This window comes from Litoreibacter sp. (genome assembly GCF_039974535.1).
Classification (GTDB): domain Bacteria; phylum Pseudomonadota; class Alphaproteobacteria; order Rhodobacterales; family Rhodobacteraceae; genus Litoreibacter.
The window spans coordinates 91,238-111,553 of record NZ_JBDWIU010000007.1 but is presented as its reverse complement, the minus strand read 5'-3'; the positions used below and the strand labels follow the sequence as shown (position 1 = coordinate 111,553).

Annotated in this window: 18 protein-coding genes and 1 tRNA gene; 8 read left to right on the top strand and 11 right to left on the bottom strand. The window is 56.0% G+C overall.

Going from position 1 to position 20,316, the window contains the following annotated elements:
• Window positions 1-16: 16 nt before the first annotated feature.
• The 3 genes from ABJN86_RS04705 to ABJN86_RS04695 all read left to right on the top strand — a co-directional run bounded on the left by ABJN86_RS04705 (window position 17) and on the right by ABJN86_RS04695 (window position 1,998).
• A complete protein-coding gene (locus tag ABJN86_RS04705) occupies window positions 17-184 on the top strand; it encodes a hypothetical protein (RefSeq protein ID WP_348364942.1) in 168 nt (55 codons plus the stop codon).
• Window positions 185-286: 102 nt separating this feature from the next.
• Window positions 287-889: a heme NO-binding domain-containing protein gene (locus tag ABJN86_RS04700; RefSeq protein ID WP_348364940.1), complete on the top strand. Its 603-nt coding sequence runs from the start codon at window positions 287-289 to the stop codon at window positions 887-889.
• Entirely contained in the window at window positions 886-1,998 is a 1,113-nt protein-coding gene (locus ABJN86_RS04695; RefSeq protein WP_348364937.1) for a diguanylate cyclase, read from the top strand. The genes ABJN86_RS04700 and ABJN86_RS04695 overlap by 4 nt, the downstream gene beginning before the upstream one ends.
• 43 nt (window positions 1,999-2,041) lie before the next feature.
• On the opposite strand, the gene ABJN86_RS04690 is transcribed toward ABJN86_RS04695, so the two are convergent.
• The 5 genes from ABJN86_RS04690 to ABJN86_RS04670 form a co-directional block, all read right to left on the bottom strand.
• Window positions 2,042-2,116 (bottom strand) — tRNA-Glu (locus ABJN86_RS04690).
• A gap of 101 nt (window positions 2,117-2,217) precedes the next feature.
• A complete protein-coding gene (gene recJ, locus ABJN86_RS04685; RefSeq protein WP_348364935.1) occupies window positions 2,218-3,972 on the bottom strand; it encodes a single-stranded-DNA-specific exonuclease RecJ in 1,755 nt (584 codons plus the stop codon).
• Window positions 3,972-4,940, bottom strand: a complete 969-nt coding sequence (gene glpX / locus ABJN86_RS04680) for a class II fructose-bisphosphatase (protein ID WP_348364932.1) — start codon at window positions 4,938-4,940, stop codon at window positions 3,972-3,974. The genes recJ and glpX overlap by 1 nt, the downstream gene beginning before the upstream one ends.
• Window positions 4,941-5,020: 80 nt before the next feature.
• Window positions 5,021-6,304, bottom strand: coding sequence for a homoserine dehydrogenase (locus ABJN86_RS04675; protein ID WP_348364930.1), 1,284 nt, complete (start codon window positions 6,302-6,304; stop codon window positions 5,021-5,023).
• A 72-nt stretch (window positions 6,305-6,376) separates the two neighbouring features.
• Window positions 6,377-6,676, bottom strand: a complete 300-nt coding sequence (locus tag ABJN86_RS04670; protein ID WP_348364927.1) for a hypothetical protein — start codon at window positions 6,674-6,676, stop codon at window positions 6,377-6,379.
• Between the two features lie 107 nt (window positions 6,677-6,783).
• On the opposite strand from ABJN86_RS04670, the gene ABJN86_RS04665 reads away from it, so the two are divergent.
• Window positions 6,784-7,422 (top strand): TetR/AcrR family transcriptional regulator, encoded by a 639-nt coding sequence (locus ABJN86_RS04665; protein ID WP_348364924.1) that lies wholly within the window; start codon window positions 6,784-6,786, stop codon window positions 7,420-7,422.
• A 6-nt stretch (window positions 7,423-7,428) separates the two neighbouring features.
• Window positions 7,429-8,331 (top strand): exonuclease domain-containing protein, encoded by a 903-nt coding sequence (locus ABJN86_RS04660; RefSeq protein ID WP_348364921.1) that lies wholly within the window; start codon window positions 7,429-7,431, stop codon window positions 8,329-8,331.
• A 49-nt stretch (window positions 8,332-8,380) separates the two neighbouring features.
• On the opposite strand, the gene glyA is transcribed toward ABJN86_RS04660, so the two are convergent.
• On the bottom strand, window positions 8,381-9,676 hold the full coding sequence (gene glyA / locus ABJN86_RS04655) for a serine hydroxymethyltransferase (protein WP_348364919.1): 1,296 nt from the start codon (window positions 9,674-9,676) through the stop codon (window positions 8,381-8,383).
• A gap of 184 nt (window positions 9,677-9,860) precedes the next feature.
• Here glyA and ABJN86_RS04650 point away from each other — a divergent pair, with 184 nt between their 5' ends.
• Window positions 9,861-10,628: an NAD kinase gene (locus tag ABJN86_RS04650; protein ID WP_348364916.1), complete on the top strand. Its 768-nt coding sequence runs from the start codon at window positions 9,861-9,863 to the stop codon at window positions 10,626-10,628.
• Here the strand turns inward: ABJN86_RS04650 and ABJN86_RS04645 are convergent.
• Window positions 10,625-11,701 carry a cupin domain-containing protein gene (locus ABJN86_RS04645; RefSeq protein ID WP_348364913.1) on the bottom strand — a complete coding sequence of 359 codons (1,077 nt, stop codon included), beginning with the start codon at window positions 11,699-11,701 and terminating at the stop codon, window positions 10,625-10,627. The genes ABJN86_RS04650 and ABJN86_RS04645 overlap by 4 nt on opposite strands.
• A 135-nt stretch (window positions 11,702-11,836) precedes the next feature.
• On the opposite strand from ABJN86_RS04645, the gene ABJN86_RS04640 reads away from it, so the two are divergent.
• The gene (locus ABJN86_RS04640; protein ID WP_348364911.1) at window positions 11,837-14,131 is read left to right on the top strand and encodes an NADP-dependent malic enzyme; all 2,295 of its coding nucleotides are present in this window, start codon (window positions 11,837-11,839) and stop codon (window positions 14,129-14,131) included.
• 73 nt (window positions 14,132-14,204) lie between these two features.
• On the opposite strand, the gene tyrS is transcribed toward ABJN86_RS04640, so the two are convergent.
• Window positions 14,205-15,455: a tyrosine--tRNA ligase gene (gene tyrS / locus ABJN86_RS04635; RefSeq protein ID WP_348364908.1), complete on the bottom strand. Its 1,251-nt coding sequence runs from the start codon at window positions 15,453-15,455 to the stop codon at window positions 14,205-14,207.
• Between the two features lie 67 nt (window positions 15,456-15,522).
• Between tyrS and ABJN86_RS04630 the strand changes: the two genes are divergently transcribed.
• Entirely contained in the window at window positions 15,523-16,635 is a 1,113-nt protein-coding gene (locus tag ABJN86_RS04630) for an anhydro-N-acetylmuramic acid kinase (protein ID WP_348364905.1), read from the top strand.
• Window positions 16,636-16,710: 75 nt separating this feature from the next.
• On the opposite strand, the gene eno is transcribed toward ABJN86_RS04630, so the two are convergent.
• From eno to ABJN86_RS04615, 3 genes are all read right to left on the bottom strand, one after another.
• Entirely contained in the window at window positions 16,711-17,988 is a 1,278-nt protein-coding gene (eno, locus tag ABJN86_RS04625; protein WP_348364903.1) for a phosphopyruvate hydratase, read from the bottom strand.
• 102 nt (window positions 17,989-18,090) lie between these two features.
• On the bottom strand, window positions 18,091-19,638 hold the full coding sequence (locus tag ABJN86_RS04620) for a sulfotransferase (protein ID WP_348364900.1): 1,548 nt from the start codon (window positions 19,636-19,638) through the stop codon (window positions 18,091-18,093).
• Window positions 19,635-20,042, bottom strand: coding sequence for a Fur family transcriptional regulator (locus ABJN86_RS04615; protein ID WP_348364898.1), 408 nt, complete (start codon window positions 20,040-20,042; stop codon window positions 19,635-19,637). The genes ABJN86_RS04620 and ABJN86_RS04615 overlap by 4 nt, the downstream gene beginning before the upstream one ends.
• Between the last annotated feature and the right edge of the window lie 274 nt (window positions 20,043-20,316).

Sequence of the window (20,316 nt, the reverse complement as noted above, 5' to 3'; positions counted from 1 at the left end):
AGGAGCGGAAAAGAGCGTGAATACCCAAGCCTTCCGAAACCTTGCCAGCGAAGCGAGCGATGACGTGCAAATGTGCATGGAAAACATCCTGTCCGGCCACACGTCCCACGTTCCACCCGACTGTAACGCTGCACCATTAGTATTTAGCTGGAGCGAGGGCATTAACCTTTCGGATTGGGTCTGACGCTGCGATTAGAACGAAGCTTAAAGATACTTACTGGATTAATTGGTATTTCCTTAATCGTTTTGCATCAAACTTGTGTGGAGTTCTAGCTAGAGGCATCACATGTACGGATTGATCCATCGCGCATTACAGTGTTTCGCGCAAGATACCTACGGGGAGGACCTCTGGAGCAAGGTTGTCGCAGAGGCTGGGCTGGAATGCGATGCCTATGAGGCAATGCTAACTTACCCAGATGATCACTTGGATAAGGTTCTGGGCGCGCTGTCGATCCAAGTAGACAAGGATACTGCACAGATATCGGAAGAAATCGGATCATATTTGGTGACGCACTCACGGATGGAGCCGGTACGGCGGCTTTTGCGTTTCGGCGGCACGACCTATGAGGAATTTGTGTTATCGCTCGAAGACTTACATGACCGTGTGAAGTTGGCTCTACCTGATTTAGACCTTCCTAGGCTTGAAGTGGATGCTCATTCTAAGGTTTCATTTCGTGTTGCGGTGAATTTTTCCAGAACAGGCTTCGGCTCGGTGTTACTTGGGATTTTGCGTGCGATGGCAGATGACTATGGCGCGCTTGTCCTCTTGGATCTGGGAAGTTCCTTTCGAAATGACGTGCTGACCGAACTCGTGACGGTTGAGTTGTTTGAAGCCGATTTCGCCAAAGGACGTGAGTTTGGTCTCGTATCCGAAAGTGTCACCTCATGAATCAGGCGTTATCAACTCCTGCACCCGCCCGTCTTGTCTTCATGGAAAGCGGGGTGCTGGGGGCATTGATGCCAATGCACCTGCATGTATCGGCGACGGGCCATATCGATTCCGTGGGGCCAACGCTTGCAAAACTCAGGCCTGATGAAACACTTCTTGGTCGAAGATTTTTGGAGGTGTTTGAGGTTAAGCGCCCGTTGCATGTGCTCAACTTTGCAGACCTACTTGAGCAACAAAGATGCCCTGTCCGATTGCGGTTCCGCCATGGGGATCGCCTCGGGTTGAAGGGGTTGTTTGTCCCGCAAAATACTCCAAATGTAACGTTTCCGGAAAGACGAGGCGGTGCGCATGATGGGCAAGCATCTGTGAAGGCGGAACCATCAAGAAAAACAATGGCGGCGGGTTTGACTGGCGCATTGGTCAATTTGTCATTGGGGGTAAGTGTTGTCGAGGCGGTTCAACGATACAATCTCAGCAGCGCAGATTTCGCACCAGCCGACCCAACCGTTGATATGTTGTATCTCATTGAAGCCAAATCAATCGCGTTGGAGGAATCCAAACGTTTGAACGCTCGATTGGAAGGTGCGCGGGTTGAGGCGGAAGAGCAGGCCTATTCCGATACACTTACTGGATTGCAGAACCGGCGCGCGATGGACCGGACATTGAAGTACCTTGAGAATGCAGGCCAACCATTTGGGTTGATGCATTTGGACTTGGATTATTTCAAACAGGTAAACGACACCTACGGCCATGGGGCCGGTGATCAGGTTCTAAAACATGTCGCCGGAGTCTTGTTGGATGAGATCCGTTCTGGCGATCTTGTTGCACGTGTCGGTGGTGACGAATTTGTTCTTATCTTTAAAGGCCGCGTTAGTTTGACGGTGTTGGAGGGAATCGCGTGGCGGATCATTGCGCGATTGGAAGAACCAATTGCCTACGGCGATGACACCTGCCAAATTTCCGCGAGCATCGGGACAACGCTCTCTAGTTTTTACGATAATCCGGTTGCGGATCGTATGCTCAATGACGCGGACCAAGCGCTATACACGTCAAAGGACAAAGGGAGAGCGTGCCACACAGTGTTTAACCCGAAGCAACGAGGCCAATAACACTAGCTTGTATGCCAAACATTTAATTTGAGGAGATACGATCTGGTACTCCCTAGGGGAATCGAACCCCTCTTTTCAGGTTGAAAACCTGACGTCCTAACCGATAGACGAAGGGAGCACCGGGATCGTGAGGGCGTATTTAGGGAAGGTGTGGGGCGCTGGCAAGGGGAAAAATGTATCTAAGATGCGAAAAATTTTCGAAGCCCAATTTCTTGCAGTCTATTCGTCTGTTTGAGCGAGTGCCGCATCTTCCAAACGAAGTTGAGCCGAGCGTCTGCCTTGCCAACTGTTGATCTCGACGCGCCCAGCAAGGTGGAAGCGACGACCTGCGTGGGCTTCCAATGTGGGACCCAAATCTGAGTTGAATGCACCAAAAGAGATAGCATCCAGTTTCATAGGCCCACCGTCGCTGAAGCTGATTTTCAGGTGCCCGTCTCCGACAGGCTTGGTGAACAAAATTCTTTGGTCTGGAAAAACAAACCGCGGACCTGCAGCGCCAGCCCCAAAGGGGCCAGCTTGTTCGATTAGCTCGATTAGATCGACCGAAGCGGCTCCGGGCATCATAATCCCGTCCAATCGCAAATCGGATGGACCAAGAAGGCCCGCACCTTGTTTCTCCATCATCTCGGTCAATCGAGCCATGGCTGGTTCCAACTGGTCACGAGCAACGGTCAAACCTGCCGCCATTTTATGCCCGCCACCCTTGATCAATAACCCCTCAGCCGCCAAACGTTGGATCTGTGCGCCCAAATCGATGCCGGTTACCGAGCGCGCAGAGCCTTTCCCCTCACTACCTTCCAAGCCGATAACCACAGCGGGTCTGTTGCTGGCTTCCTTCAGCCGCGCGGCAACGATGCCGACAACGCCCGGATGCCAGCCTTCGCCAGCAGCCCAAACCAAGGGCGCGTCCAAACCGCGTTCCTCAGCCTGCTCAAGGGCGGAGATACGCACGGCGGTTTCAATGTCGCGCCGCTCCGTATTGAGGGTGTCTAGACGTTCGGCCAAGGCCTGCGCCTCGTGCTCTTGATCCGTTGATAGTAGGCGCGCACCAAGGTCAGGCGCGCCAATGCGACCACCAGCATTGATGCGCGGGCCCAAAAGGAAGCCTAGGTGGTAAGATGTGGGGGCCGTATCCATCCGCGCAACATCTGACAAAACGCGTAGACCCACACGTTGCCTGGCACCCATGACTTTCAAGCCTTGGCGAACCAGTGCGCGGTTGACGCCAATCAACGGGGCCACATCGGCCACGGTCGCGAGCGCGACCAAGTCGAGCAGTGCCATCAGGTCGGGAACGGTGCGTTCCTCCCTCATGTCGCGGTTGGTGGCGACTAACAGTAAAAACACGACACCAGCCGCGCAGAGATGCGCTAAGGAGCCGTCTTCATCTTGGCGGTTGGGGTTCACGACAGCCACGGCAGGCGGAAGGGTTTCGCCCCCCAAGTGGTGGTCCAACACAACCACATCCGTGCCAACTGCCGCCCCCAACGCGTCATGAGAAAGGGTGCCGCAGTCGACGCAAAGGATCAGGTCGTGATTTGCGGCCAAACCGGACATCGCGGGTACATTGGGCCCGTAGCCTTCGTCGATGCGGTCGGGGATGTACAGCGTGGCCTGCTGCCCCATGTCGCGCAACCAGTTGATAAGCAACGCGGCGGAGGAGCCGCCGTCCACGTCATAATCAGCGAAGATCGCGATTCTTTCGCGTTTTCGGACCGCAGTTGCCAATCGGCTTGCAGCGACATCCATATCCTTCAGCACCGATGGGTCGGGCAGCAGGTCGCGAAGGGCAGGGGTGAGATAGTCTTCAGCGGCCTCTACAGGGACGCCGAGACGCGCAAGCGTTGCGCATAGCGGGCGCGGCAACTCGGTTTGCTGCGCCATAGCCTCCGCTTGACGGTTTTGCTCAATGGACAGGCCAACCCACCGGCGGCCCGTCAAAGAGTGTTCAACGCCAAGAAAGGCTTCCGCCATCAGCTGACCGGATTTCGGTAGCTGATGCGACGCACGGATCCGGTCTTGGATCGCATCAAGATGGTTTCAGTTGTCTGAAAGCCTGCCTCGCGGCGCACACCGTGAAGGATCGAGCCATCTGTCACGCCGGTCGCTGCAAAAATCACGTCCTGCGTGACCATCTCATCGCGGGTGTAGATCTTATTCAGGTCGGTGATGCCTGCTTTGGCCGCGCGACCTCTTTCGTCGTCGTTGCGGAACAACAGGCGGCCGTACATTTGGCCCCCCATGCATTTCAACGCAGCTGCGGCCAGCACGCCTTCGGGCGCGCCACCTTCGCCCATATACATGTCGATGCCAGTGATTGCGGCTTCGGCGCAGTGCATGACGCCAGCGACATCGCCATCGGTGATCAACCGGATCGCAGCACCGGTTTCGCGAATTTCTTCAATGGTTTTCTCGTGGCGTGGGCGCTCAAGTACACAAACAGTGATGTCTTCGACAGGGCAGCCCTTGGCTTTTGCTAGAGCCGTGACGCGTTCCTTCACAGACATTTCCATTGTCACTGTGTTGGGCGCATAACCGGGCCCAATTGCCAGCTTGTCCATGTAAACGTCCGGCGCGTGCAGCATAGAGCCACGCGGGCCCATCGCGATAACGGTCAGGGCATTCGGCATATCTTTGGCGGTAAGGGTCGTGCCCTCCAGCGGGTCCAATGCGATGTCCACGCCTGGGCCCTTTCCGGTGCCGACTTCTTCGCCGATAAACAGCATCGGAGCCTCGTCACGCTCGCCTTCGCCGATGACGACGACACCAGCGATGTCGAGCATGTTGAGTTGTTCGCGCATGGCGTTTACGGCGGCTTGGTCGGCCGCTTTCTCGTCTCCGCGCCCGATTAGTTTGGCTGACTCAAGGGCGGCGGCTTCGGAGACGCGGGCGAGGCCCAGCGATAGCATGCGATCTTGAAATTGATCGGTGGAAACGCTCATGGAAATATCCTTAATTGGCAGTTTCGTATCGTTTAACGGTCGATAAGCATGTGTTCAAGTCGAGAGGGAGCGCTTGTGCGCTATACTTCCTCAATACGCAGTGCGACGGGGTCAGACGCCAGAACGCCCGTCTCTGGCAACTTGGCCAACGCCTCGTTCAGGGCATCGCGTGACGTTGTGTGCGTGACTATCAGCACGGGGGCCTTGTCGTCGACGTGATCGTATTGGCGCATCCGGTCAATTGACACCCCTGCGTCGCCCAAGATGGTTGCAACCTTAGCCAATGAGCCGGGTTTGTCGTGTAATGTCATACGCAGGTAGTAGGGCGCAGGTGTGCCTGAGTTGGCGGATGGTGCAGTTTTCAACGTATCCGCGGGTTGGCCAAAGGTGGCCAATCGCAAGCCGCGTGCTATGTCGATGACGTCTGATAGGACCGCCGAGGCCGTTGGCCCTTCGCCCGCACCTGCGCCACGCAAAACGACCTGCCCCACGTGGTCGCCTTCCAAGACAACCATATTGGTGCCGCCTTCAAGCTGCCCTAAAGGCGAGCTTGCGGGAACAAGGCAAGGGGACATGGATTGAACCAGCCCGCGACCGGTCATTTGCGCCGTGCCGAGCAGCTTGATTTTGTAACCCATGTCGTTGGCGTGGTGGATGTCTTCGATGGTGACGCAGCCGATGCCCTCTAGCTGAACACCGTCGAATTTAACCTGTGTCCCGAAGGATATTGACGCCAGCAGCGCCAGTTTATGTGCCGCATCGATGCCGCCCACGTCCAACTCTGGGTCGGCCTCTAGGTATCCAAGGCCATCGGCTTCTGCAAAGGCCTCCTCATAGGTGAGGTTGGCATTTTCCATGCGGGTTAGGATGTAGTTGCAGGACCCGTTCATCACCCCCATCACGCGCGTGATGTCGTTGCCTGCCAAACCTTCGGTCAGCGCTTTGACGACAGGAATGCCGCCTGCGACCGCTGCTTCAAATCGCAACACACGGTTTTCGCCTTCGGCCAGCAGAGCCAATTCTTGACCGTGCTCCGCCAGCATCGCTTTGTTCGCCGTGATGACATCTTTTCCGGCTTTCAGCGCGGCCTCGGTTGCGGCTTTGGCTGGACCGTCCGCGCCGCCCATCAGCTCTACAAACACGTCGACGTCGTCGCGGGTGGCCAGCTTGACCGGATCATCTTCCCAAGCGTAGTCGTCGAAGGGGACGCCACGGTCTTTCTGGGATCGTGCAGATACGGCTGTAATGGCAATCTTGCGTCCTGTGCGAGCCTCTAGTTGAGCGGCTTTTTGTCGGATAATGCGCACGACCCCGATGCCGACGGTTCCTAGTCCTGCAATGCCAAGGCGTAGGGTGTCAGACATAGGTGTGCTCCGTCAAAATAGATGTTGGGCGTTCGTTAACGCGTATCGTGTGGGGGTGCAATGCAAGGGGGCCTATGCGGGCCGATCCTTGACGGAATTCAACAGCTTTAAGCGGGTGGCCCCGTCGATAATTGTCCGGCCTTTCAAAGCGCTTGCACGGGCCTTGAGGCGAGCCACGCGGTTGGCGAGCGCATCGGTTTCCGCCTCGATGGTGCTGCCTGCGGATGATCTCTTGATCAAATCAGGTAGCGGTTGAAGGCTTGGGTAGTCGGCGTTGCGCGCGGCCTCGTCGATCGTGTCGTCGATAGCGGGCAAATGTGCCGTACATGCGCCAAGGGAGACTATAACGAGGGTAGCAAGGATAGCGCGCATGGATATTGGTCCGAGATTATACTTGGCGCACAATAGGCGGAGGGGGCGAGGGCGTCCAGCACGACATATGGGGTTGATGTGAACGCATGTTCATATAGGTTGGAGTTATGGCACGTAAAACCGGTTCACACTCCGACATCACTGGCCCGCGCGTTCGCGCAGCGGCGCTTAAACTTTTCGCGGCACATGGTTTCGCTGCCGTCTCCATGCGCCAAATTGCGGCTGAGGTCGGCGTGCAGGCGGGGGCGCTATACCTCTATACCCCTGATAAGCAGTCTCTTTTGTTCGATCTGATGCGCGACCATATGCAAGCCGTGCTGGATGCTTGGGGTGCAGAGGACAAGCCGGAAGGCCCTGTCAGCGAGTTGGAGACGTTTACCCGCTTCCACATCCGCTTTCATCTAGAGCGACCCGAAGAGGTGTTTGTCTCCTATATGGAGCTGCGTAATTTGGAGCCTGAAAATTTTGAGGCCCTTGGGGTTATGCGCCGCGAATACGAGCAAGAGTTGGAAACCATCCTAAAACGCGGCCAAGATGAAGGGGTGTTTGATGTTGATGATATCAAGCTGACCACCTTGGCGCTGATTGCGATGCTAAACGGGGTGACAACTTGGTATAAACCTGACGGTCGGCTGTCGTTGGCTCGGGTTGAGGCGATTTATTCCGATATGGCGGGGAAAGCGGTTCGCATGCCACGCAGGAAGGAACGCCTGCGAAAGCTAGAGGCGCAGCAAGCCAGCGAGTAGCGTCATATGTCGTTCTCACCAGACGCGCGGGCCAAGCTTGATCATCTTCATGAGGTGCCGTCGGGAAGCTTTCGCTTTGTTGCTTTAGACGTCGAAACCGCCAATGCAGATGCGGCAAGTATTTGCCAGATTGGTTTGGCTTGCGTTCAACATGACAACGAAGTCCAATCGTTTTCAATATTGGTGAACCCGCATGACCGGTTCGAGGCCTTCAATGTGCAACTGCATGGCATCTCGTCCGAAATGGTTCAGGGCGCGGCCAGTTTCCCCGATGCATTGAGTAAAATTCTGCCACTCCTCTCGGCGCACCACCTGATTCAGCACAGTAGTTTTGATCAAAAGGCGATTGGAGCGGCATGCCGCGCTAACGGTCTGGCAACACCGGATTTGCGTTGGGACGATAGCGTCAAGATTGCGCGTCGCGCTTGGCCTGAGCTCAAAGGCAATGGCGGGCATGGGTTGGCGAACCTCAAAACCGTGCTGGGCTTGGAATTTTTGCACCATGACGCGGGCGAGGACGCGCGCGCGGCGGCGCAGGTGGTGTTGCACGCAGAGGATCGTTTGGGGCTGCCTTTTTCGGAACTCGTCATGCCGCAACCCAAGCCACGCAGTAAGACTAAGCCCAAGCGAGAACCAAACCCAGATGGTCCTTTGTTTGGGGCGGTTGCAGTGTTTTCCGGCCAACTGACTATGCCGCGTGAAAAGGCGGCGAATATGGCGGCGAAGATTGGCATGGCGGTGCAGCCGCGTGTGACCCGCAGTACCACCCATGTGATTGTTGGTGACAATTTTATGCCGCTGCTCACGGGTGGGGCTGCGGCGGATCATGGCGTTGTCGGGGACCATATTCAGGTGTTGGCCGAGGCGGAGTTTAAGGCCTTGGTCATTTCAGCTAGCCGAAACGAATAAAGCCCCCCGCACATGCGGAGGGCCTTTAAATTTTGTAGCTCCGAGTGGCTTACAGGCCTGGGTAGATCGGGAACTTCGCGCAAAGGTCCAGAACCTTGGCCTTCACCGCAGCTTCGACTTCGGCGTTGCCGTCTTCACCGTTGGCGGCAAGGCCGTCCACAACTTCAACGATCAAGTCCGCAATTTGGCGGAACTCAGCTTCCATGAAGCCGCGTGTCGTCCCTGCAGGGGAGCCGAGGCGGATGCCGGAGGTGATCATCGGCTTCTCATCGTCGAATGGGATGCCGTTTTTGTTGCAAGTGATAAAGGCGCGACCCAAGGCTTTCTCGGTTGCGTTGCCTTTCACGTTCTTAGGGCGCAGATCAACGAGCATAACGTGCGTGTCGGTGCCGCCTGTTACGATGTCCAAGCCACCTTTGATCAGCTGATCGGCCATCGCTTGTGCGTTGGTTACAACCTGCTTTTGGTATTCGTTGAACTCTGGGCGCAGGGCCTCGCCAAAGGCCACTGCCTTACCAGCGATGACATGCATCAACGGGCCGCCTTGGATGCCAGGGAAGATCGCGGAGTTGATCTTCTTGGACAAGGCTTCGTCGTTGGTCAGGATCATGCCGCCGCGCGGGCCGCGCAGTGTTTTATGCGTCGTCGTTGTTGCAACATGTGCATGCGGGAAGGGCGACGGATGCTGCCCGCCAGCCACGAGGCCCGCGAAGTGCGCCATGTCGACCAGCAAGAACGCGCCAACTTTGTCGGCGATTTCGCGCATTTTTGCGAAGTTGATTTGGCGCGGAATGGCTGAGCCACCGGCAATGATCAGCTGTGGTTTGTGCTCTAGTGCCAGTTCTTCGACTTGGTCGTAGTCCAGCTCTAGCGTGTCAGCGCGCACGCCGTATTGAATGGCGTTGAACCATTTGCCTGATTGGTTTGGCTTGGCGCCGTGCGTCAGGTGACCACCCGCATCCAGCGACATGCCCAAAATGGTGTCACCGGGCTTGATCATGGCTTGGAACGCGCCTTGGTTGGCCTGAGAGCCGGAGTTTGGCTGAACGTTCACATATTCACAGCCGAACAACTGCTTGGCGCGGTCAATGGCGAGGTTCTCGGCCACGTCGACGTAATGGCAGCCACCGTAGTAGCGACGCCCCGGGTAGCCTTCGGCGTATTTGTTGGTCAGGACAGAGCCTTGGGCTTCCATCACAGCGCGGCTCACGATGTTCTCGGAAGCGATCAATTCGATCTCGTCGCGCTGGCGGCCCAGCTCGTTGGTGATGGCGCCGAAAAGCTCGGCGTCACGGGTTTCAATGCTTTCGGTGAAAAAGCCGTCATCACGGTGCGTGGCGTTCATTTGGAGGATCCTTCCTTAGGAGGCAGCGCAAGAATTGAGGGCCTTTTAAGGGCAAATAATCTGAACCGTAACCCTTCAAAACGACCTAGCGGCACTCACTTGCGCCCCAAAGTTGCCGATGATGTGCTTGTGTTTCCGGCCTTCTCACGCGAAGGTCTTGGAAAGACATGGAAACTTGGCCGCGATGCTCGACGTAAATAAAATCTCATTTTTAGCCTCAGAAACGGATGTGGCCTCGGAGGCCAGAGCCGCCATGATCAGCGCCTATGGCGACACCCCCCTTAAGGAGGCGGAGATAATCGTGGCCTTGGGCGGTGATGGATTCATGCTGCAAACGCTGCATGGCACGCAGCATCTCGATACGCCCGTCTACGGGATGAACTGCGGCACGGTCGGCTTCTTGATGAATGAATACCACGAGCCAAACCTGCGCTCACGTTTGTCCGAAGCGCTTGAGGAGGTCATCAATCCCCTTCGTATGAAGGCAATTCGAGAAGATGGAAGTGTCCATGAGGCATTGGCAATCAATGAAGTTTCATTGCTGCGTGCGGGATCGCAAGCCGCTAAGTTGCGCATTTTCGTGGATGGGCGCGAACGGCTTGATGAGCTGGTTTGTGACGGGGCGCTGGTGTCTACTCCGGCTGGCTCCACAGCCTATAACTACTCCGCGCACGGCCCGATTTTGCCTATCGGTTCGGAGGTTTTGGCACTTACCGCAATGTCCGCGTTCCGCCCGCGCCGCTGGCAGGGTGCATTGCTGCCAAAAACCGCAAAGGTTCGTTTTGACGTGCTGGAACCCAAGAAACGTCCCGTCATGGCAGATGCAGATGGACGGACCGCAGGAAACGTGGTGTCGGTCGAGATCACCTCGGACCCTAGTGTTATGCACCGTATTCTCTTTGATCCGGGGCATGGGTTGGAAGAGCGCCTGATCCGCGAGCAGTTTGCTTAATCGGTGGTGAAAACACCCGGAAGTGACACTTCCAACAGCTCCAAATTCTCTGACGCTTTGGCGTATTTGGTCTTCATTCCGGGAGGGATAACGAAGGCATCACCGGGCTCGAGGGAATAAGGTTCCTTTCCTTCGCCGTGCAGTACCATCGTGCCGTCCATGACGAAAGTGAACAGGATGTCGGCGTTGTGGCTTGTCCAATCCGCTTGACCATCTGCACGCACCACCTGAACGCCAGCAACGTTGCGAGTGTTTTTTGCTATACTGGTGTCGCGACTGGTGAAACCTGCAATGCGAAACGGTTCCCAAGTTGCTTCATCTGCTTTGTGGTGGACAAATTTTTGACCTTGGAATTCACGGTCAGGGTTGGCTGCCCCGTTAGGCAGCTCCATGTCATGATCGATGGTGGTGACATGCTCCGCTGGAACGCCTATCTCAATTACTTCAATGTTGTCAGAGGCATATAAAACCCGATGTCGAATTTCGGGCGGCTGAATGACGCAGTTCCCTGCGTGCAAGCGGAAGGGCTCGCCTTGGTCCTCATAGACTAAATCAACCCACCCTCGATAGCAAAAGATCAACTGAAACCCGACCGTATGATAATGCACCATGTCTGGCACCGGACCGCCGTCTGGAATGCGAATATGTGACGCGATAATGGAGCCGCCTAATCGGTCAGGGATCAAATCGCGATAATGCATGCCGGCACGGCCAATGACCCAAGGCGCTTGATCGGCGAGGCGGCGCACCACGAAGGCGTGCTGGGTTTCAGGCATCACCATTGGAGGGCTGCGCTCGACGATTTCTACGCGTGTCCCGTTGGGTGCAGTTAACAAACGTTCGCCATTCGCAAAGGTATCGGGGTCATCGGATAGTATTCGTAGGGTGCCTGCTGGTTCTGGCGCGCCCTTCTCAACTCTCAAACGGATGCCATGCCCCGAAAATACCGCGACGGTTGGGTCGTCGGCTGGGTAAATCGTATCCATCCGCAGGCCTAGGGTTTTCGTGTAAAAGGGGATGTCATCACTCAATTTTTGAGTAGATAAACGAATTTCAGCAATGATGTCTGGCATACACCCTCCGTTTTGACGCAGAGTGGCGTTAGCTGAGACAAACTGCAAGGCTTGCTTTGAAAGGGAGTTTTGCGCTTGATGCTGCGTTTTTTGAATGTAGTTTAACGTTAAACTAATTTGCCACCGGGAGGCCCCATGACTGAAAAATGCACTGAAGAAGATCGACAAAAGACGCTTCGGCAGGACGCTTTGGATTACCACCGCTACCCAAAACCGGGGAAGTTGGAGATTCGAGCAACCAAGCCATTGGCGAATGGTCGCGATCTGTCCCGTGCATACTCCCCCGGTGTGGCAGAGGCCTGTTTGGAAATAAAAGCCGAACCCGATACCGCGCGCGATTACACCTCTCGCGGGAACTTGGTTGGCGTGGTTACCAATGGCAGTGCCGTATTGGGGTTGGGAAATATCGGTGCGCTAGCGTCCAAACCTGTAATGGAAGGCAAGGCTGTTCTGTTCAAGAAGTTTGCCAACATTGACTGCTTTGATATCGAGTTGGACGAAAAAGACCCCGAAAAATTGGCAGAGATCGTGTGCTCCCTTGGGCCGACCTTTGGCGCGATCAACCTAGAAGACATTAAGTCCCCAGACTGCTTCATCGTTGAAGACATCTGTCGCGAGCGGATGGATATCCCCGTTTTCCATGACGACCAACACGGCACCGCAATTGTGGTCGGCGCGGCGGCGACAAACGCGTTGAAGGTCGCGGGCAAAAACTTCGAGGACGTCAAAATTGTCTCGACTGGCGGCGGGGCGGCAGGCATCGCTTGCTTAAACATGCTTTTGAAGCTGGGCGTGAAGCGGGAAAACGTGTGGCTGTGCGACATCGCGGGGCTGGTCTATGAGGGCCGCACCGAGGAGATGACCCCTCAAAAAGAAGCGTTTGCCCAAAAGTCAGATTTGCGCACGCTTGATGACGTTATCGGGGATGCGGACATGTTCCTTGGCCTATCGGGTCCGGGCGTGTTGACCTCTGACATGGTTGGCAAAATGACATCGAAACCGATCATTTTCGCGCTGGCAAACCCAACACCGGAAATTATGCCTGAAGAGGCACGCAAGGTCGCCCCCGATGCGATCATCGCCACAGGTCGCAGCGACTACCCGAACCAAGTGAACAACGTTTTGTGTTTCCCCTTCATTTTCCGCGGTGCGTTGGATGTTGGGGCCACCACAATTAATGACGCTATGAAAATTGGCTGCGTTGAAGGTATTGCCGCCTTGGCGCGAGCCACAACTTCGGCTGAGGCCGCTGCGGCTTATCAAGGTGAGCAACTTACCTTTGGTGCGGATTACCTCATCCCCAAACCGTTTGATCCGCGTCTTATTGGCGTGGTTGCGAGCGCTGTTGCCAAGGCGGCAATTGATAGCGGCGTGGCAAAGCGCCCGTTGGAGGACTTGGAAAGCTACAAAGCTGAACTCGACGGGTCTGTCTTTAAGTCTGCGATGATCATGCGCCCTGTATTTGACGCCGCCCGGACGGTTACGCGAAAGATCGTCTTTGCTGAGGGCGAAAGCGAACGGGTCTTGCGCGCCGCAAACGCTATGCTGGAAGATACCACCGACAAGCCTATTCTTATTGGGCGACCCGAGGTGATTGAGCGCCGCGCGGAGCGTGCAGGTCTATCCATCAAACCGGGTCGAGACTTTGATCTGGTGAACCCGAACGATGACCCTCGCTACCGCGATTATTGGCAGACGTATCACGGCATCATGTCGCGACGCGGTGTAACCCCTGAGCTTGCTCGCGCGATTATGCGCACAAATACAACGGCGATTGGTGCGGTGATGGTGCATCGCGGTGAGGCTGATAGCCTGATTTGCGGGACATTCGGTCAGTATTTGTGGCACCTAAACTACGTGTCTCAAGTGTTGGGAACCCAAGGGCTGCACCCGATTGGCGCACTGTCGTTGATGATCCTCGAAGAGGGGCCGTTGTTTGTCGCTGACACTCATGTTCACCCCGAACCAAGCGCGGAGAAAATTGCCGAGACGGTCATTGCGGCCGCACGACATGTTCACCGCTTTGGCGTTGTGCCAAAGATCGCCCTTTGCTCGCACTCGCAATTCGGCAATCTGGACTGTGATACAGGCCGCCGGATGCGTGGTGCGTTGGAAATCCTTGATAGTGAGCCCCGTGACTTTGCCTACGAAGGTGAGATGCACACTGATGCCGCATTGGATCAAGAACTACGTGCACGGATTATGCCAGACAGCCGTTTCGAGGGAGAGGCCAATGTCTTGGTTTTTGCCAATACGGATGCTGCGTCTGGAGTGCGTAATATCTTGAAAATGAAAGCTGGCGGCTTGGAAGTTGGCCCAATTTTGATGGGGATGGGGAATAAAGCCCATATCGTTACCCCATCCATCACAGCCCGCGGATTGCTGAACATGTCAGCAGTCGCTGGCACGCCTGTAAATACTTACGGGTAAGTTTGACCTAACGGCGCCTTCGGCCCGACATTGTTCGGGTCGGGGGTGTCCCCCGACCACCAAGCTCACCTGTTTAGGTTAGAGTAACCAAAGCGTGGCGTTTTTTTCCGGCGGACAGCTTGATTGGTTCTGACAGTTTGTCGGCGGTGATGAATAGACCAGCGTCGGTCAATGCTTCGTCATTCATCTTCGCACCGTTCTCAGAGATCAGGCGTTTAGCTTCCTTACCCGATCCTGCCAGGCCGGAGCGCACGATAAGCTGAACGATGGAAATCCCTTCGCCGAGCTCTTCTGACGTCAATGTCAGCGTGGGGAGGTCATCACCGGTGCCCCCCTTCTCAAAGACTTCGCGCGCTGTTGCTTCTGCCGCTTTGGCCGCATCTGCGCCGTGTAGAAGGGTGGTTACCTCGTTGGCCAAGGTGATTTTGGCCTCATTGATCTCTGCGCCCTCAAGAGCGCCAAGGCGTTCGCATTCGTCCACCGGAAGCTCTGTGTAGAGTTTTAAGAAACGACCGACATCCGCATCTGTGGTATTCCGCCAGAACTGCCAGAACTGGTAGGAGCTGAGCAGATCGCCGTTCAACCAAATTGCACCATCTTGGCTTTTGCCCATCTTCTTGCCGTCGCTGGTCGTCAGCAAAGGTGAAGTCAGACCAAAGATTTGCCCGTCCAGAATGCGGCGTGTCAGATCGATACCATTAACGATATTGCCCCATTGGTCAGACCCGCCCATCTGCAGTGCACAACCGTAACGGCGATGCAGCTCCATGAAGTCATAGGCCTGCAAAATCATGTAGTTAAACTCTAGGAACGACAGCGATTGCTCACGATCTAGACGCGACTTCACGCTTTCAAACGCCAGCATCCGGTTGACCGAGAAGTGGCGCCCGACGTCGCGCAGGAAGTCGAGGTAGTTCAGCTGGTCTAGCCATTCGGCGTTGTTTTTCATCATCGCATCCGTTGGCCCATCACCAAAGGTGACGTAATGCGAAAAGACGGATTTGATACCCTCGATATTTTGGTCGATCTGCTCTGGCGTCAGCAACGGCCGCTCATCCGCGCGGAAGCTCGGGTCACCGACCTTCGTGGTGCCGCCGCCCATCAAAACGATAGGTTTATGGCCGGTTTTTTGCAGCCAGCGCAGCATCATGATCTGAATTAGCGACCCGACATGCAAGGAGGATGCCGTTGCATCGAAGCCGATGTAGGCCGGTACAACGCCTTTGGCCAGCGCCTCGTCCAAGCCCTGATAGTCGGTGCAATCGGCTAGAAAGCCACGCTCCATCATCACGGAAAGAAATTCGGATTTGGCATGGTAGGTCATTGAGGTATCGTCCCTGCAAAACAGTGTTCAACGCCTTATAGGTGCGAGAGCCGTGAAGGGGAAGCCATTGAAGATCACCGGTCCTATTTGGGCGCTTGGCGCTATGTCTGGAACCTCGCTTGATGGGGTCGATGCCGCCTTGTTGCGTACCGATGGGGAACTCATTTCCGAGTTTGGCGCGAGCGACTATCGCGCCTATTCTGTTGAGGACCGCGCTGCAATCGCTGCGGCCTTGGGGCAATGGCATGACGGTGCGGATGTGGCGGCAGCCGCCGAGGTCGTGGAAACCGCGCATGCGGCGATCCTGTCGCGTATGATGGGGGCTGATTCAGACCAAGCGCCTGAGATTATTGGATTTCACGGGCAAACGCTGGCGCATGATCCGGATAACCACCGCACGCATCAAACCGGCGACGGGGCGTTGTTGGCGCAAATTCTGCAACGCTCGGTGGTTTGGGATTTTCGAAGCGCGGACGTGCAGTTGGGCGGGCAGGGCGCGCCATTGGCGCCGTTCTTCCATTTCGCTTGCGCGAAGTTCTTGGGCTTGTCTGAGCCGGTGGCCTTTCTCAATTTGGGCGGCGTCGGTAACATCACCTATGTGGACCCAAGTTTCGATCAACCGGAGGCTGAGGGGGCATTGCTGGCCTTCGACACCGGCCCCGCCAATGCGCCTGTGAACGACCTGATGCAAGCAAGGCGCGGCCTTGCCTTCGATCGTGACGGTGAACTTGCCGCCAAAGGTCGCGTGCATGCGCAGATCGTGGATGATTTCCTGAACCACGCCTACTTTCACAAAATGCCGCCCAAATCGCTTGATCGAGACGACTTTGCGGGGCTTGCCCCAGTGGTGGAGACCCTGTCCGACGCAGATGCAGCGGCGACGTTGACGGAGTGTTGTGCTGCATCGGTGGCTCGCTCATCCGAGCACATGCCCAAAGCGCCCTCGCGGGTTTTGGTGTGCGGGGGCGGGCGGCGGAATGCCCATCTTATGGCGCGCCTAAAGGAGCTGTCGGGGATGCAAATCGACAACATTGATGATCACGGCTTAGACGGCGACATGCTAGAAGCGCAGGCATTCGCCTATCTGGCGGTGCGCGTGGCTCGTGGGTTGCCAACGAGTTGCCCAAGCACGACAGGCGTAGGGGCGAATGTGGGTGGCGGCGTGATTAGCAACCCTTAGGGAGCCTACAAAAAGGCCCGCCGCTTGGATGACCAAGTGGCGGGCCTGAATTTTAGCAAGCGCTGAAGGCAGCTTTTAACCTTTAAGGATCGAGCGGCCGGCGTATTCAGCGGTTTCGCCCAGCATCTCGTCGATGCGGATCAACTGGTTGTATTTCGCCAAACGGTCAGAACGCGACAGCGAGCCGGTTTTGATCTGACCACAGTTCGTAGCGACTGCGAGGTCGGCAATTGTTGCGTCCTCGGTCTCGCCGGAGCGGTGCGACATCACGTTGGTGAAGCCCGCGCGGTGCGCCATTTCCACGGCTTTCAACGTCTCGGTCAATGTGCCGATTTGGTTCACTTTCACCAGCATCGAGTTGGCGGAGCGTTTTTGAATGCCGTCTGCCAAACGCGCAGGGTTGGTCACGAACAAATCGTCGCCAACCAACTGGATTTTGTCGCCGAGTTTGGCGGTCAAAGCGGCCCAGCCGTCCCAGTCGTCTTCGCCCATGCCGTCTTCGATCGAGATGATCGGGTAGTCGGCAACCAATGCGGCCAAGTAGTCGACGTTTTCTTCGGACGAGAGGACTTTGCCTTCACCCTTCATGTCGTATTTGCCGTCGCGGTAGTATTCAGTCGCAGCACAATCCAACGCCAAGTGGATGTCTTCGCCCGGCTTGTAGCCAGCTTTTTCGACGGCCTTCAGGATGAAGTCCAATGCTTCGCGCGAAGAAGATATCGCAGGGGCAAAACCACCTTCATCGCCGATACCTGTGGAGTAGCCGCCAGCGGACAGCTCTTTTTTCAGTGTGTGGAACACTTCGGAACCCATGCGAATTGCTTCGCGGACATTTTCCGCAGCAACCGGCATGATCATGAATTCTTGGATGTCGATTGGGTTGTCTGCGTGTTCGCCGCCGTTGATGATGTTCATCATAGGAACAGGCAATACGCGGGCCGAGGTGCCACCGATGTAGCGGAACAGCGGTTGCGACGTGAAATCAGCGGCGGCTTTCGCAGCGGCCATGGACACGCCAAGGATAGCGTTGGCGCCCAAGCGGCCTTTGTTGTCGGTGCCGTCCAAATCGATCATCAGCTCATCAAGGCCAACTTGGTCCAGCGCGTCTTCGCCCAGCAGGTTTTCCGCCAGCTCGCCGTTTACAGCAGCCACAGCTTCCAGAACACCTTTGCCCATGTAGCGATTTTTGTCGCCGTCGCGCTTCTCAACCGCTTCATATGCACCGGTGGATGCCCCCGATGGGACTGCCGCGCGGCCCATGGTGCCGTCTTCGAGCATTACGTCGACCTCTACTGTCGGGTTCCCTCGGCTGTCGAGGATTTCGCGGGCGTGGATGTCGATGATGGTGCTCATGTGATGGGAGTCCTTAAAGTCAGGTTGACGTTGACGCAGGGTATAGTGCGACAATGTTGCAAGGGCAAGTAAGGGGCTGTTAGCGCCAACATGGGCGGGTGGTTACGCTTGTTTTTCGCCCGATACACCCAAGGCGCTAAGCAATGGGTTGAGATGCGCTTCGTAGTTCCGCCAGACGTCTGAGCTGCCCTGATACATCTTGCGCCGCACTTGGTTAGAGGACGCGGTTTGGACAGCTCGCATGGTCATGTGGAAGTTCATGCAATTGTCCTCCCAGTCCAAGCCCACAAAGTCGAGCAGCCTTTGAGTTTCCCGCATTTGGTTTTGGGTGATGATCTCGTAATCCATGTCCAAGATACGGCCCGGGTAGCGTTGATGCCAAAACGCCATGAGATCTTGGTACAGGTGGTAGAATTTCGCGATGTTCGCAAGCGAGTAGCGGTAGCCATTGCCGGGTGATACAAAACCGCGACGGTATATGGACCAGCACACCGCCATTGCATCCCGCGAGCAGTGAATGATCTTGGCTTCTGGCATGGACTGCAAGATGAAGCCGATCCACTGGAAGTTAATCGGCATTTTGTCAGTGATAACGGGGGATTTTGCCTCGAGATCGGTAAGCCCGCCCAAGTATCCCGTGCGAATGTTCCGCAACAGGTTTTCGCTTAGTGGTTGGCGCAAGGTTTTCGTGTCGCGCAGCACGGTATGCATTAATTCAAGCTCGCCCGCGCCATATACCCGTGAATGGCTGGCTAGGATCTGCTCGGTCAAAGAGGTCCCCGACCGTGGCATTCCGACGATAAACACCGGCTGATGTGCGCCCGCAGGTTCGCTCACCACAGGAAGGGTACCGGTAAAATTCGTTTTGAGCTGGTGAAACAAGTGCTGGTCGGAGGCGTAATTGTAGGGAGAGGCCGCATCGAGCGCCTTGTTCGCGGCACTGAACTGCGCAAAAGCCTGATCATACTTCCCCATATCGTCATAGGCTTTGCCCAAGGCGAATTGTAGCGCTTGTCCATCTGTGCCGCTGGCTGCACCTTGTGCGAGCAATGCCTCCATCTGTGCGACATGTGGATCACCCGGCGCGTAGGTTTTGCATTCCGACAAGTTCCGATGCATTCGGAAGAAATGGGGGTTCAGGTTTATAGCCTGCTCAAGGACAGGTATCGCCGCCTCGGTGTTGCCCAGATGCATAAGGACTTGGCCCTTGTTGCCAAGCGCATCGACGTAATCGGGTATGAGGCTGATCGCTTTGTTCAACAGTGTCAGGGCCTCTTCGAACCTGTCCATGTTCTTCATCAAGCAGCCAAGGTTGTTAAGTGCCTCGGCGTAGTCCGGCTTTTGATCTATTGCAGACATGTAGTGGCGGGCGGCGTCTTTGTGATGACCCAATTTATCGAGCACGATGCCGAGGTTGTTATGCGCCTCAACATAGTCAGGGCGTTGGGTTGTCGCCGCCTGCAGGGGGACAAGCGCATCCTCATAGCGACCCATTTCCTTGAGGATGATCCCCTTAAGATTTTGGGTGATCGGGAAGTCGGGGAACAGGACGTCAAGGCGCCGCGCCTTGTCCAAAGCATCATTTAACGCGCCATTTTGCAGAGGTTCGACAATCTCCATCAATTGCTCTTGGGTGGGGCGTTCATTCATGTGTCTTTAACCCCGTAAAGCTCAAGGCGATGGCCCTTTAGTGTGTAGCCAAGGCGTTTGGCGATCTTTTCCTGCAAGGCTTCGATCTCGGGGTCTACGAATTCGATGATTTCGCCCGTTTGCATGTCAATCAGGTGGTCGTGGTGGTCGCGCTCCGCATCCTCGTATCGGGCACGTCCGTCGCCAAACTCCAAGCGCTCCAAAAGGCCAGCCTCTTCGAACAGCTTTACTGTGCGGTAAACAGTGGCAATTGAAATCCCTGAATCCAGCGCGGATGCGCGTGCGTGTAATTCCTCCACGTCGGGGTGATCCTCGGCTTCTTCCAACACCTTCGCAATAACGCGGCGTTGTCCGGTCATGCGCAAGCCGCGCTCTGCCGAGCGGCTTATAATGGATTTTGCCATGTGGTGGGCCCCCTTCGTCGTTGATGGGCATTTTAGGCATGGGAGGACGCATCCTCCACCCCTAATTCGGTCTCGGGCTTGACTTATCGTGGCGTAAGCCCCATTTGGCACTCAAGTCTGCGCACCCATGGTGCCGCGTGAGCTTTGACTACACACAAAGCATCGCATCGCCGCAGCACACACGTTCCCGAAATTCACGCGAATGGGTCCGGTGGAGGATACGCCTCCACGACCAATTTAACGCGACCTCACCGCCGCTTTAGGCGTGGGGCCC

Excerpts from the sequence above, each read along its gene's own strand:
- ABJN86_RS04615 (WP_348364898.1), bottom strand. The coding sequence starts at position 20,042 with ATGGCAAAATCCATTATAAGCCGCTCGGCAGAGCGCGGCTTGCGCATG.
- ABJN86_RS04640 (WP_348364911.1), top strand. The coding sequence starts at position 11,837 with ATGACTGAAAAATGCACTGAAGAAGATCGACAAAAGACGCTTCGGCAG.
- ABJN86_RS04675 (WP_348364930.1), bottom strand. The coding sequence starts at position 6,304 with ATGTCTGACACCCTACGCCTTGGCATTGCAGGACTAGGAACCGTCGGC.
- ABJN86_RS04670 (WP_348364927.1), bottom strand. The coding sequence starts at position 6,676 with ATGCGCGCTATCCTTGCTACCCTCGTTATAGTCTCCCTTGGCGCATGT.
- ABJN86_RS04665 (WP_348364924.1), top strand. The coding sequence starts at position 6,784 with ATGGCACGTAAAACCGGTTCACACTCCGACATCACTGGCCCGCGCGTT.
- ABJN86_RS04700 (WP_348364940.1), top strand. The coding sequence starts at position 287 with ATGTACGGATTGATCCATCGCGCATTACAGTGTTTCGCGCAAGATACC.
- glpX (WP_348364932.1), bottom strand. The coding sequence starts at position 4,940 with ATGAGCGTTTCCACCGATCAATTTCAAGATCGCATGCTATCGCTGGGC.
- recJ (WP_348364935.1), bottom strand. The coding sequence starts at position 3,972 with ATGGCGGAAGCCTTTCTTGGCGTTGAACACTCTTTGACGGGCCGCCGG.
- ABJN86_RS04660 (WP_348364921.1), top strand. The coding sequence starts at position 7,429 with ATGTCGTTCTCACCAGACGCGCGGGCCAAGCTTGATCATCTTCATGAG.
- eno (WP_348364903.1), bottom strand. The coding sequence starts at position 17,988 with ATGAGCACCATCATCGACATCCACGCCCGCGAAATCCTCGACAGCCGA.
- ABJN86_RS04645 (WP_348364913.1), bottom strand. The coding sequence starts at position 11,701 with ATGCCAGACATCATTGCTGAAATTCGTTTATCTACTCAAAAATTGAGT.
- ABJN86_RS04620 (WP_348364900.1), bottom strand. The coding sequence starts at position 19,638 with ATGAATGAACGCCCCACCCAAGAGCAATTGATGGAGATTGTCGAACCT.
- ABJN86_RS04650 (WP_348364916.1), top strand. The coding sequence starts at position 9,861 with ATGCTCGACGTAAATAAAATCTCATTTTTAGCCTCAGAAACGGATGTG.
- tyrS (WP_348364908.1), bottom strand. The coding sequence starts at position 15,455 with ATGACCTACCATGCCAAATCCGAATTTCTTTCCGTGATGATGGAGCGT.
- glyA (WP_348364919.1), bottom strand. The coding sequence starts at position 9,676 with ATGAACGCCACGCACCGTGATGACGGCTTTTTCACCGAAAGCATTGAA.
- ABJN86_RS04695 (WP_348364937.1), top strand. The coding sequence starts at position 886 with ATGAATCAGGCGTTATCAACTCCTGCACCCGCCCGTCTTGTCTTCATG.